This window comes from Aeromonas molluscorum 848 (assembly GCF_000388115.1).
Taxonomy (GTDB): domain Bacteria; phylum Pseudomonadota; class Gammaproteobacteria; order Enterobacterales; family Aeromonadaceae; genus Aeromonas; species Aeromonas molluscorum.
On the sequence record NZ_AQGQ01000126.1, the window covers coordinates 1 to 11,773 of the forward strand.

The 11,773-nt window shown below is 61.4% G+C and carries 18 protein-coding genes; 2 read left to right on the forward strand and 16 right to left on the reverse strand.

Features of this window, described 5'->3' with window-relative positions:
* The 16 genes from G113_RS14955 to G113_RS15025 all read right to left on the reverse strand — a co-directional run.
* Positions 1 to 556, reverse strand: a 556-nt coding sequence (locus G113_RS14955; RefSeq protein ID WP_236611786.1) for a baseplate J/gp47 family protein, incomplete at its 3' end; no start/stop codon positions are given.
* A 5-nt stretch (positions 557 to 561) separates the two neighbouring features.
* Complete coding sequence (locus G113_RS14960) at positions 562 to 933, reverse strand: GPW/gp25 family protein (protein WP_005905951.1); 372 nt, start codon at positions 931 to 933, stop codon at positions 562 to 564.
* On the reverse strand, positions 930 to 1,502 hold the full coding sequence (locus G113_RS14965) for a phage baseplate assembly protein V (protein WP_005905952.1): 573 nt from the start codon (positions 1,500 to 1,502) through the stop codon (positions 930 to 932). The genes G113_RS14960 and G113_RS14965 overlap by 4 nt, the downstream gene beginning before the upstream one ends.
* A 78-nt stretch (positions 1,503 to 1,580) precedes the next feature.
* Positions 1,581 to 2,039, reverse strand: a complete 459-nt coding sequence (locus G113_RS14970; protein WP_005905954.1) for a phage virion morphogenesis protein — start codon at positions 2,037 to 2,039, stop codon at positions 1,581 to 1,583.
* Positions 2,021 to 2,491 carry a phage tail protein gene (locus tag G113_RS14975; RefSeq protein ID WP_005905956.1) on the reverse strand — a complete coding sequence of 157 codons (471 nt, stop codon included), beginning with the start codon at positions 2,489 to 2,491 and terminating at the stop codon, positions 2,021 to 2,023. Before G113_RS14975 ends, G113_RS14970 begins: the two co-directional genes overlap by 19 nt.
* Entirely contained in the window at positions 2,466 to 2,717 is a 252-nt protein-coding gene (lysC, locus tag G113_RS21860) for an Rz1-like lysis system protein LysC (RefSeq protein WP_236611787.1), read from the reverse strand. The genes G113_RS14975 and lysC overlap by 26 nt, the downstream gene beginning before the upstream one ends.
* The gene (gene lysB / locus G113_RS14980) at positions 2,602 to 3,075 is read right to left on the reverse strand and encodes an Rz-like lysis system protein LysB (protein ID WP_040319275.1); all 474 of its coding nucleotides are present in this window, start codon (positions 3,073 to 3,075) and stop codon (positions 2,602 to 2,604) included. The genes lysC and lysB overlap by 116 nt, the downstream gene beginning before the upstream one ends.
* The gene (locus G113_RS14985) at positions 3,065 to 3,886 is read right to left on the reverse strand and encodes an N-acetylmuramidase domain-containing protein (RefSeq protein WP_005905959.1); all 822 of its coding nucleotides are present in this window, start codon (positions 3,884 to 3,886) and stop codon (positions 3,065 to 3,067) included. The genes lysB and G113_RS14985 overlap by 11 nt, the downstream gene beginning before the upstream one ends.
* A complete protein-coding gene (locus G113_RS14990; RefSeq protein WP_005905961.1) occupies positions 3,883 to 4,191 on the reverse strand; it encodes a phage holin family protein in 309 nt (102 codons plus the stop codon). The genes G113_RS14985 and G113_RS14990 overlap by 4 nt, the downstream gene beginning before the upstream one ends.
* A 1-nt stretch (position 4,192) precedes the next feature.
* On the reverse strand, positions 4,193 to 4,558 hold the full coding sequence (locus tag G113_RS14995) for a putative holin (RefSeq protein ID WP_005905963.1): 366 nt from the start codon (positions 4,556 to 4,558) through the stop codon (positions 4,193 to 4,195).
* Positions 4,559 to 4,567: 9 nt separating this feature from the next.
* Positions 4,568 to 4,798 carry a TraR/DksA C4-type zinc finger protein gene (locus G113_RS15000; protein WP_040319276.1) on the reverse strand — a complete coding sequence of 77 codons (231 nt, stop codon included), beginning with the start codon at positions 4,796 to 4,798 and terminating at the stop codon, positions 4,568 to 4,570.
* A gap of 2 nt (positions 4,799 to 4,800) precedes the next feature.
* The gene (locus tag G113_RS15005; RefSeq protein WP_005905967.1) at positions 4,801 to 5,004 is read right to left on the reverse strand and encodes a tail protein X; all 204 of its coding nucleotides are present in this window, start codon (positions 5,002 to 5,004) and stop codon (positions 4,801 to 4,803) included.
* Complete coding sequence (locus G113_RS15010; RefSeq protein ID WP_005905969.1) at positions 5,004 to 5,474, reverse strand: head completion/stabilization protein; 471 nt, start codon at positions 5,472 to 5,474, stop codon at positions 5,004 to 5,006. Before G113_RS15010 ends, G113_RS15005 begins: the two co-directional genes overlap by 1 nt.
* Positions 5,475 to 5,580: 106 nt before the next feature.
* On the reverse strand, positions 5,581 to 6,333 hold the full coding sequence (gene gpM, locus G113_RS15015; RefSeq protein ID WP_005905975.1) for a phage terminase small subunit: 753 nt from the start codon (positions 6,331 to 6,333) through the stop codon (positions 5,581 to 5,583).
* A gap of 9 nt (positions 6,334 to 6,342) precedes the next feature.
* Positions 6,343 to 7,377, reverse strand: a complete 1,035-nt coding sequence (locus G113_RS15020; RefSeq protein WP_005905977.1) for a phage major capsid protein, P2 family — start codon at positions 7,375 to 7,377, stop codon at positions 6,343 to 6,345.
* A 12-nt stretch (positions 7,378 to 7,389) separates the two neighbouring features.
* The gene (locus tag G113_RS15025) at positions 7,390 to 8,217 is read right to left on the reverse strand and encodes a GPO family capsid scaffolding protein (protein ID WP_005905979.1); all 828 of its coding nucleotides are present in this window, start codon (positions 8,215 to 8,217) and stop codon (positions 7,390 to 7,392) included.
* Positions 8,218 to 8,366: 149 nt separating this feature from the next.
* On the opposite strand from G113_RS15025, the gene G113_RS15030 reads away from it, so the two are divergent.
* Both G113_RS15030 and G113_RS15035 read left to right on the forward strand, forming a co-directional pair.
* Positions 8,367 to 10,130 carry a terminase ATPase subunit family protein gene (locus G113_RS15030; protein ID WP_040319277.1) on the forward strand — a complete coding sequence of 588 codons (1,764 nt, stop codon included), beginning with the start codon at positions 8,367 to 8,369 and terminating at the stop codon, positions 10,128 to 10,130.
* Entirely contained in the window at positions 10,130 to 11,206 is a 1,077-nt protein-coding gene (locus tag G113_RS15035) for a phage portal protein (protein WP_005905983.1), read from the forward strand. The genes G113_RS15030 and G113_RS15035 overlap by 1 nt, the downstream gene beginning before the upstream one ends.
* The last annotated feature ends 567 nt before the right edge of the window (positions 11,207 to 11,773 follow it).

Here is an 11,773-nt window from a genome sequence, read left to right on the forward strand (position 1 = left end):
GTTCGACCCGGTTGAGGGTGTCGGCACTGGGTTGACCTGCCGGAGAAAGAATGGTCACCCGAACGGTGCCAGGGGTGGGGCTGTCGACGGCAACATCAGCCACCTCGGCAGTGGCCGAGAAGGCGTGCAACTTGTAGGAGTTTATCGAGCCCGCAGTGGTCAGCCCCTCGAAAGCCATCTGACCGCGCATACGCAAGCGATCATCGGACTCATACACCGGCTCGATGGGCGGATTCGCTGCGGGGTCGCCCGGGGTGACCAGCAGGCGGGCGATGTCATACTCGGCGACCACATGATCGAGGGTGGTACCGCTGGCAAAGGCGAGCAGAGTCTGCTTGGCGGCATCGTTGATGCGGGCGCGCAGGATCACTTCCCGGTAGGCGTTCTCTTGCAGCAGCTTGTTGAGCGGTTCGGATTCGAAGTCGAGGGTGGCTGCGATGGCAGCTTGTTGGTCAGCCGGGTAGTAGCTGATCAGGGTGGCCTTGCGCTCGGCCAGGATGGTCTCGAAGTCGATGTTTTCTACCACCGAGGGCGGTGGGAGCTGGGTCAAATCCACGTTGCTCAATTGGCGGCTCCTGTGGGGATGGTGATGCTGGCACTTTCTGTTTTGGAATCCGGTGCGCCGCCGTCCTTGCGCTGCCAGGTGAGGTCGACGGTGAGGGCGCCATCCATGCCACCGCCCTGCACATCGACCTTGATGATGGTAATGCGGGGTTCCCAGTTGATGAGGGCCTGCACGGTGGCGGCCATCAGGCGCAGGCGGGTGGCCTGATGTTGGGGCTGGTCGATGAGGTAAAACAGCTCGCTGCCGTAGTCGCGGCGCATGACGCGAGAGCCCACCGGTGTGATGAGAATGTCGCGCACCGACTGGATGATGTGGTCGGTGGCGCTGATGGCGCGGCCGCTCGCGGCATTCATGCCGAGCCAGTTCATGCCGGGCCCCCGGAGGTGCCGCTGCCGGTGGCCACGTTGCCGTGTTTGTGGGTGGTGACTTCAACGTCGCCAATCTTGGCGCTGGGGGCGGTGATCTTGCCGCCCGCCTCGATGGCCCCGCCGACCTTGAGGGCCTGGGTGCATTCCACCAGGGGGGTGATGAGCTTTACGCTGACGGAGGCCGAGAGCGTGGCCGACTTGATACCGTTGGCGTTGAGCGCCCCGGTGGTCGGGTTGTATTCGATGACGGCGCCGTCGCTGTATTCGGTGCGGTCGAGATCCGGGTTGTCATCCTCGGCCAGTGGCTCGGGGAAGGCAGCGCAGTTGATGGAGCAGGCGACATAGGCATTGCGCAGATCACCACTGACCGACAGCAACAGCACCTGCTCGCCGATACTCAGGCGATTGCGGGTACGGTTGTTCCCGGCCCGCGCTGTTGCGTAGGGCCGCCAGTTGGTGGTGATGTCGCCGGTTTTGACACGACATTCCTTGGATCGCACGGCGGTAACGGTACCGATGCGGATCAGGTTGTCGATCAGGCGTTGGAGTTCGGTCGGGGTCGGTTGCATGGGGCCATTGTTTTGGGCAATGGCCGGGAAGGCGAGGAGCCGCCAGTGTGTACGGCGCGGGCACACTGGCGGGGTGGGCTATAACCCCTTGGTTAGGTGGGTGAGCAGGATGTTTTCGAGCAGATCACGTTCCTGTTCTGTTATGCCGAGCAGCTCCCGCGCTGGATAGCGGATCTCGCGCCCGTTAATACGCTCTTTTAGCCCGTGATGATGAATGGTGGCGAGGCGGTTGGCCGTGCCGACGAATTCAACCACGGCCTGTGATGGGCTGGCGTTGGCCTTCAGCCATGTTTTGCTGGTGATTTTGAAGAACATTTTTCGGCGCAAGCGGCCCCGGCCTTTCTTCAATTTAGGCTGGGGCTTGCGTTGGCTCATGGGGGAGCCATCTGGCTGAACGTTGGTACGGATCCGGCTTGCCTGGCTGGCGCGCAAGGTGCGGGCCATTTCGCCAGCCAACTGGCGGCGGGCGGCGGGTTCCATGCTGGCCAGCAGGCCGTCGGCCCATTGACTCAGGCGGCTCAGGTCGTCGGTGGCCATGGCTGATGCTCCCCATTGATGAAGAGTTCCCAGGTTATGCCGTCATCGGGGTCTTCCGGCGGCTCTGGCAGGTGCTCCAAGCCAATACCCTGTTCGTTTTGCCAGACCCTGACCCGCTCGGTCAGCTTGACGGTGATGATGAGGTCCATCAGGTCGTTGGCGAGGTATTCCGCCTCGAAGGTGATGCCATCCTTGCGCCGCTCGTCGTTGGTCATCAGCTCGGGCTGGTGTTGGCGCAGCCAGGCCAGTAGCGGCACCATGATCTGATCTGGGTGGCCGGCAAAGTCCTCGATGCCGATGGTGAGGGGGTATTGCCACTCGAACGAGAGCGAGCGGGCGCCGGTGCTTTCGACGTTGCCCGGGGCGATGAAGATGTGCAGCTTGTCCGGATTGTTTTTGAGGTGCGGCAGGCAGCTGGTCAGCACCTCACGGATTTGTTTTGGCTTTTCCATTATCTCTCCCGTTCTGGTGGCGTTGCTGGCAGGTGATGAGGCTGTCGACCTGAGCGGCGCAGTTGGCCCAGGCGGCCTCGGTCTGGGTCAACTGGTCGAGCAAGTCGCCGTTATTGGCCGGGCTGGCCGGCGGCAGCTGGCAGGGGGTCAGGCCCTGACAGGTGAGCCTGATAATCTGCGGCGCCGGTGAGGGCGGGGCGCTTGAGCAGCCTGATAACAGGATCAGGCAGAGGGCTATCAGCCCAAGACCTAAGTTCAGCATTTTCACGTTTGAGCCTCTTGATGGTGTCGGCGCGGGTGGCGGCGGTCATCGACAGTTCGCCGAGCTGGCTTTGCAGTTTGGCGGCGGCTTCTGCCTGGGCGGTCAGTTCGCCAGTGAGGGTGGTGATGGCGGTGTCTTTGAGCCGTTCCCGCCGTTCGGCCTCTTTGGCCTTGTCGTCGGCTGCCTTGAGGTCATTTTGCAGGGTAGTGACCTTACCCTTGGCGGTAGCTGCCGAGGTGGCAGACCAGCCCCAGCCACCCAAGGCGATGGCCAAGGCGATCAGCAACCAGGTGAGGGGGGATCGCAGGAGGTTAAGCCACATCTGCCACCTCCTTCACCGGATAGACCTTGGCAAAGTGGTCGTATGCCTTGGCCAGCTTGGTGTCGTAGTCGTTCTCCTTAAACGCAGGGCCGTTGTAGCGACGGGCAAAGTCGGCCCACTTGCGGCCCTGCAGGGCCTTATGCATGGCAGCGTCTTGCTGGATGAAGCGGCACAGGGCGGTGAGGTGGTTGACCTCGCTGCGCTGCATGGCCGCCTGCCATTCGCTGGCCGAGGCAAAGTCCAGCGCCTGCCAGTGGTAGCCCATGATCTGGAACATGCCCCAGCTGGCCGATTCGATGGCGGCATTCCGATGCAGGCTGATGGCCAGTTGCAGCCGTTCCCACTCCGCCGCGCCGCCCGCGTAGCCGCCGCGCTTGGGGTTGACCAGATTGGGGTAGCTGGCAGCCAGCTGGTCGGCGGCTGCCTTGCCAAGGTGCTTGGTGAGCTGACGGTATAACACATGCCGCTCGAACAGCACCACCGGGCGCTGGTCTTGGGTAAAGCCCTCGCCGATGCTTTCGACCTGGGCGACGGTGGCCATGGTGGCCAGCGGCAGGCCCAGCAGGTCAGCGCCAGCCTGCATGTCGCCGATGCGCAACTGGTTGCCCCGCTCGCTGCCGAGCAGGGCGGCCAGGGTGCGCGGCCCGGCCTGACCGATGGCGACGATCATGTAGTCCTGCTGGAAGGCGAGCAGGGCGCGCTCGGTGGCATCGCCAAACCAGCCGTCAGGATCCACCGGATAACCGGCCTTGGTGAGGCGACGTTGCAGGTCGGAGACGGCGGCGCCGGTATCCCCTTTTTTGAGGCTCATGGCTGAAATCTCCCGTTCAGGTGGCTGGCGGGGGTTGGCTGCTGGCGGCGGCGTGGCAGCAGGCGCATGACGGATCCGCGAGAACCGATCAGGGCGGTGAGCACCACGGCCGCAAGCAGGACGGCGGCGGGATCCGGTGATGGCAAGGCACCCAGCATGGCGCGCAGTGGTACGGAGCCAGCGGCCACTGTGATGACCCATGCCAGCAGGGCAGGCAGGGGGCGGTAGTCGCCCCCGTTGCGGTTGAAGGTAGCCAGTCGCAGTGCGATGGCGGCGCAGATCAGGGCGTAGAGGATGGTCAACATGTCAGCCCCCTTTGCGGAGTTTGAACAGGTCTTCCGGCGCTTTGCGCAAGGCCCATTGCAACAAATGGACGGCCATGGCCGAGGCCAGCAGGGCACCGATAGCGCGAGGGCTGCCAGCGGCCTTGGCAGGTAGCACCATTGTTACGATGGCGGCCACCTGCTCGGCAAAGAGGATCCCGATGATGAAGGCCGCGACAAACAGCCCTGCTTTGCGCAGGTTGCCGAGTTCTGTGGTGGTGGCGATGAACACCATGGCTCCGGCAAATGCTGCCAGTACCACTTCGATATCAAGGCCGGGGAACAGTGACAGCAGCGCCAGACCGGTGAGGGTGCTGGTTGCTGCACTGGATGAGATCGGTTCTGGCATCGTGCTCTCCTATCGTTTGCTGCCGTAGTGGCGGGCGGTTTGGAATTCGGTGATGGTTTGGCAGTCGGTGCAGCGTTCGCAGCCCCGGATTGCCTCGCGGCGCTCCTGGGGGATGGGGTTGTCGCAGTCGATGCAGTAGTGGGGGCCGGTGCCGCTGATGCGGGCGGCATGGATGCGGGCAGCGATTTGCTGCTCGCTGATGTTGGCCAGTCGTTCGAGTTCGTCGTCGAGGCGGCTCATGGTCAGTCCCATAGCTGGATCAGCGGCTGCTCGGCCTGGGTGGGGGCCGCTGGCATTGTGATGAGGGTTCCGGTCGGGATGATGGGGCCGAGCGAGGCCAAACCGGGGTTGAGGTTGAGCACTTGCTCGGTGATGCCTGCGGTGTAGCCGTAGTGCCGAAACAGGATGAGATCGAGGGTGTCACCCTGTTGGCTACGCAGTTGCATCAGATCAGCTCCACGGTGTTGTGGGTGGTACCGAGGATGTCGCGTATGGCAAAGCGGGCATCCCGGTAGAGGTCATCCGAGCTGACGACTTTGGCATCGGCGCCTTTGACGCCGTCACCGGTAGCGCTGTAGTCGGTATAACGTTCGAGCAGGTTGGCGCGAGTCATGGCATAGACGGCGCGCCGGTAGCTGTGCAGGTGCAGTGATTCGCTGTTGATGACCTCGCTCGGGACGCTGACCAGGGTGGTGTGACCTTCGCCCTGGCGGGCGCTGCGCCAATCGGCCAGATCGCGGTTGACGCTGGTGAGGGCGTCGATCACGGCATGGGTGAGGCGGGCCGTGGTCACGGTGCCATCGAGCCGGACGGTACCGCGCAGATCGCTCAGCGAGATTGAAGGCCAGAATGGGCCGCTGTCGATCTCCCCTTCTGCTGGCGCGGTGGGTGCTGTGGCTATGAATCCGGTGCTCATGGTGCTCCTGTGTGGATCGGGCCGCTGGTTGGGCGGTGGTCGGGCCGTCTGGTATGCCACTGGCATTCGTCAGGCCCGAGCCGCCCAGGGTGCGGGGTACGCTCGGTTAGCTGGCCTCGCCGGGGGCGGGGTCAGGCTGTTCGGTGGTGACAGGTTCAGGGACTGCCGGATCGGTTGATGGTTGGGGGTCGCTGGCGCTTGCGGCTGCCTCCTTTTTCAACTCCCGTTCCAACACTTCCAGCTCTTTCTTGATGCCGACCTTGTCGTACAGCTCAAGAGCCCGACGGTAGTGCTCTGCGGCTTGCTCTTTGAACCCTTCAGCCAGTGCGGCTCGGCCCACGGCCTTGTGCAACTTGGCGTGAACCTGATCGAACATGTCTGAGTCTCTCAGTAGCTCGATGTAAGCGCAGAGCAGGCCATAGCTTGGGCCGGTGCCTGCCTCTTGCAGCTTGATGGCGGTGTCGGCCACCTCTTCGGCGATCAGGGTGGGGGCGGTGCGGTCGTACTGATCCGGAGTGCTCAGGCCATGGCGGATCATGTAGTCGGCCATATTGAATGCCCCTTCGAGATCGCCGGTGTCGAGGTGCCAGAGCATGACGGTCACCAGGACGTCATCTTGGCCACCCCGGTCGGTGGTCAGCAGGCCATCAATCCACGGCTTGTAGACGGCCAACATGGTGCGCTTGGCCTCGATCTTGCGCTCGATACTCTGGATGCCCTTGAGGGTGCGGCGGTGTTCGACCAGCTGCATCAGCTGGAGTTCGTAGGCGTTGGCACGGACCTGGTCGAACTGGGGACTGGCCGCCCCTTGCAGGGCGGCCAGTTTGCGTTGCTTGTTACGCAGGGCGGGGCTTGTCATGTCTCCCCCTTATACGGCCGGAGCCGGTTCAACCAGCTCGATGTGTTCGGCCAGTGCTGCGCCTTCGTAGTCTTCGACCACGTAAGCCTCATTCACTGACTCGTAGTTTTCGATCTGGTCGCGCTTGGCGTTATCGAGGATGGTGCGGCGGCGGGTGCCTTCTTGCCAGTAGATGGACAGGTTATCCAGGCGGGTGACTAGGATGGCGTTGTCGGGGAAGCTGGGGACGCGCACGGCGGGCAAACCGCCCATTCGTTTCTGGCTGATGATGACATCCGCTGCCATTTTCTCGCTCGGCACCTGGTCTTTGTTGACCATGGGGAAGTATTTGTCGTGCAGCAGTTTGCGACCGACGATGGCAACCAGTTCGGTGTTGTCACGGTAGGTCGGGCCCAGCAGTTCGGTCAGGTCCATCACCAGGGCGTCGAGGTTGTTGTAACCGTCTTCGAGGGTGACACCATTACCCACTTTGATGATCCCGGAGTCTGCCTTGACTTCATCCAGCACGTTTTCCGGTTTGTCTTCGCGGATCTTTTGCAGCCAGCCCTTGTTGACGTCTTGCAACAGCGGGTTGGTGATGCGGTTGGAGGTCGCGGCACGGGTGAGGCCGTTAAAGCCGATCATGATGCGGTCGAGGGCCTGACGCTGCAGGATGGCGTCGCGGATACGGGTCTGGAAGTCTTTGAACTTGGCCCAGGCGTCGATCTTGGCGTAGCGCAAGGCGGTATCAAAGTTGGTCTGTTCGCAGCGGTAACGGTTGCCGGTCAGGTCGGTCGGGTCGACAGCCTGGCGGTCATGTTGGGTGGTGTCAGTCGTCCCTGCCACCGTGGTATTGATGCCGAGGCCGAGCTTCTCACCTTCCTGCTCAGGCACACCGACCACGTTGATCATGGTCAGGAATGCACTGGATTCTTGCACGCGGGTTTCCAGCGTCTGTTCGACCTCTGGTGAAACGGTAAACTTCTTGGTTTCATCCGGGATGTTGTTCAGGTCACGGATGGTCTGGGTGAAGAGGTTGAACTTCAAACGGGTTTCGTTGCGCATTGAGGATGCTCCTTAGCAGTCGGTGGATACGGTGGCGGTGCCATCGCCACCGGTGGCGGGCTGGCGCTTGTGGCTAAACTCTTCCTGGCCTTCCAGCTGGGCGGTGAGGTCAGCCAGCGCTTTGGCGGTGGCTTGCTGCTGGCTGGTCAGTTCGGTGATGGTGGCGGCCTGTGCGGTGAACTTCTTCTGCATGCCGGTATCGAGGCTGGTGACCTCGGTGGCCACGGCTTCGACGGCCTGATGCACGTCGCTGAAGTCAGCGCCGGATTGCTTTTTGTGGGTGGAGAACAACGCGGTGACCCGCTCCAGCAGGCCAGGGCCTTTTTCCTGCTCGTCTTCGAATTCGATGATGGTTTCGAGCCCTTCGGTGAACAGGCTTTCTTTGTGCTGTTTGCGAGCAGCAAGTGGGGAGTTTTCACCCGCCCCGGCGCAGAACTGGAGCAAATCTGTGCCCAAGCTGGCCGGGCTGTCGGTGATAGCGAGCCCCGTCAGGTAGGCGCCTTTACCGTTGAGGTTGGGGTGGATCTCGACGGAGGTGTAGACCTTCTGGCGCTTCTTGTTGAGTTCAACCAGCGCCGGGGTTGGGTCAATCTGGACAAACAGGGCCAGACGTTTTTCGCCCTCGATGGTGACCTCTTCGGCCTTGGCGGCGGTGATGTCGCCATACATCTTGAACAGGCCTTCCGGATCGAAACCGCGATAGTGCTCCATGTTGACCCGGGCACCGTAAGTTTGCGGGTTATAGCGTTGGGCCATCTGCTCGACCCATTCGCGGGTGATGGTGCGGCCATCGGTTGTGCCCCCTTCGACGGCAACACGGAAAAACTTGGACTTAGCCATGGGTTGGGATCCCTTTGGTGATTGGGTGGTAATGTCGCGGTTATGGTCTGGGGGAGAGGCGGGATCGTGCAATCTGCCGCCAGTGTGTACGGCGCTGGCACACTGGCGGGGTGGGGTTGGGCGTGGTTGCTGCTGGGTAGACTGGCGCCATGACCACAGCACCCTTACTTTTCCCTCATATCGAACCCAGACGGCAGGCCATGCACCTGTTCTTCCAGGGCTACCCGCTGCGCGCCATTGCTGAATTGCTGCAAACGCCAGAGGGGACAGTCTCGACCTGGAAGAAGCGCGACGGCTGGGATGACATCAAACCTATTGACCGGGTCGATTTCGCCATCGAGGCGCGGATGTGCCAGCTGATAGCCAAGGAGGTGAAGAGCGGCGGCGACTTCAAGGAGATTGACCTGCTGGGCCGTCAGTTGGAGCGTATCGCCCGGGTCAACAAGTACAGTAACGGCGGCAATGAGACCGACCTCAATCCCAAGGTAGCGAACCGCAACAAGGGGCCGAAGAAGGCGCCCGAGCGCAACGTGGTTGAGCCCGAGCAGCAGGAACGGTTAATCGAGCGGTTCGAGTCGACCATGTTTGGCTATCAGCGCACCTGGTACGAGGCTGGCAAGCTGCACCGGATCCGCGATCTGCTCAAGTCGCGCCAGATTGGGGCCACTTACTTCTTTGCCTTCGAGGCGTTCATCGATGCCCTGGTGACCGGGCGAAATCAGATTTTCTTGTCTGCCAGCAAGGCGCAGGCCCATGTGTTCAAGCAGTACATCATCCAGTTTGCCAAGGATGAAGGGGTCGAGCTGAAAGGCGATCCCATGGTGCTGCCGAACGGGGCTCACATGTATTTTCTTGGTACCAACGCCCGCACCGCCCAGAGCTACCACGGCAACATCTACATGGATGAGTATTTCTGGATCCATGGCTTTCTGGAGTTTCGCAAGGTGGCGTCTGGTATGGCGATGCACAAAAAGTGGCGCCAGACCTACATTTCCACCCCTTCCAGCCTTTCTCATCCCGCCTATGCGTTCTGGTCTGGAGCCAACTTCAACCGAGGCAAGGCCAAGGCCGACCGGGTCGAGATTGACCTGAGCCACACCAATCTGGCCGGCGGCAAGCTGTGCGCCGATGGCCAGTGGCGGCAGATTGTCACGGTCGAGGATGCGGTGCGCGGCGGCTGTGACCTGTTCGACCTGGATCAGCTGCGCAGTGAGTATTCCGATGATGAATACAGCAACCTGCTGATGTGCATGTTCATGGACGACACGGCCAGCGTGTTTCCACTGGCGATGCTTATGCGCTGCATGGTCGATAGCTGGGAGGTGTGGGATGACTACAAACCCTTTGCGATTCGGCCAATGGGCAACCGGCCTGTGTGGATCGGCTATGACCCGGCCAAGGGCGGCAAGGGTGATAGCGCGGGCTGCGTCGTGCTGGCCCCGCCTGCGGTACCTGGCGGCAAATTTCGGGTGCTTGAGCGCCACCAGTGGAAAGGGATGGATTTTGCCGCTCAGGCCGAGGCCATCCGCCAGATGACGCTCCGTTACAACGTGGCGTATATCGGCATTGATACGACCGGGATCGGGGAGGGTGTTTATCAGAATGTGAAGCCATTCTATCCGGCAGTTACATCCATCCAGTACAACCCGAGCGTCAAAATTCAGATGGTGATGAAGGCGCTCGACGTGATGAACAAGGGGCGGCTGGAGTTTGACAGCGGTTGGAATGATTTGGCCGCCGCCTTTATGAGCATCCGCCGGGGGGTTACCGCTGGCAAGATGCCGACCTTTGAGGCCAGCCGTTCCGAAGAGACCAGCCACGCAGATATCGCCTGGGCAACCATGCACGCCCTGTTACATGAGCCACTGGCAGGCGCCAACGGCACCAATACCGGTTCTATGGAGTTTTTCTAATGATCAAACGTCGCAATTGTCGCCCCTCTTCAACCCCTACGACGCCGGTGACGGCTACCCGACAACCTGCTGGCGAGGCCATCGAGGCGTTCACCTTTGGCGAGCCGGTGCCGGTCTTATCGCAGCGGGAGGTGTTCGATTATCTTGAGTCGATGCACAACGGCCGCTGGTATGAGCCGCCGCTGTCCCTCAATGGGCTGTCGCGGGTCTATCGGGCCGGGGTGCATCATGCCTCTGCCATACAGGTGAAGCGCAACATCTTGAGATCGTGTTTCATCCCTCATCCGAAACTGAGTCTGGCGGGCTTCACCGGGTTGGCGCTGGACTATCTTATTTTTGGCAACGGCTACCTGCAGGCGGTGCAGAACAGGATCGGTGGGGTGCTGCGCTATGACCATCTGCGAGCCAAGTACACCCGGCGCGCTCTGGATATGGCCACCTATTGGTGGATTGCCCAGCCTGGGCAGGAACAGGAGCTGCCCGCCGGTCGGGTTGGGCACGTGATGGAGAGCGACATCAACCAGGAGATCTACGGCATCCCCGACTACGTTGGCGGATTGAATTCGACCTTGCTGAACGAGTCGGCCACCCTGTTTCGCCGCCGGTACTATGAGAACGGCAGCCACGCCGGTTTCATCATGCACATCACGGACCCGCTGCAGAATGAGGGGGACATCACCAAGCTGCGGGAGGCGCTACGTCAGAGCAAGGGCCCCGGAAACTTCCGCAACCTGCTGCTCTATACCCCCGGTGGGAAGAAAGACGGGGTGCAGCTGATCCCGGTGGCAGAGGTAGCGGCCAAGGATGACTTCTTGAGCATCAAGAACGTGAGCCGGGATGACCAGCTGGCCACCCACCGGGTACCGCCCCAGCTGATGGGGGTGATGCCGAACAGCACTGGCGGGTTTGGCAATGTGACGGAGGCCGCCCAGGTGTTCGACGTCAACGAGATCGACAGCATCAAGGCCAGCCTGCTGGCGATGAACGACTGGGCAGGGGAGGAGATTATCCGATTCAATCCATACAAGCTGGCCGCCGGTACCGAGCAGGCCGCCCAGGGTGATCAGCTGCGCTGACCCGGGCAACCCATCCCGACCACCCCGCCATCTGGCGGGGTTTTCTTTTGCCCCTCACCTGGTCGCATCAGCGGCCCGCTGCGGCATCGCCAGGGCGACCCACCCTTGCACCATCGCGAGCACCCGGAGCGACTGGCGCAGCCTGTCGCCCCCTGCCAGCACCGCCAGCGCGCAATCGGAACCCCGCCCCGCCTGCGCGCTTCATCTGTGGGAAATCATGCAGGTGAACGACTAGGGGCGGGGAGCGGCTCCCCGCGCCAGCACTGGCCGCGTGCGGGATAACGGATCCTTTTTGCGATCCTTCACTTTCCGTCAGATCCTTTCGCACCTTAAGCGCGATCGTTCAGTCTTCCCTATGTAGTTTGCTGCTTCTTAGCAGTTTCTACATAAGCTGCTTTAATGAAAAATGATCATCAGGTGTATAGCCATCAGCAAGAAATTATTTTTATTTATCAAGTATGCTTTTGATTTTTCTTACAAATTGTTTGAGTTGAATATGTGTTTGGGCATCAGCTAAAACTTCTCCAACTGCGCTCGCAAATTCACTCTGATTATCAGCAACTAGGG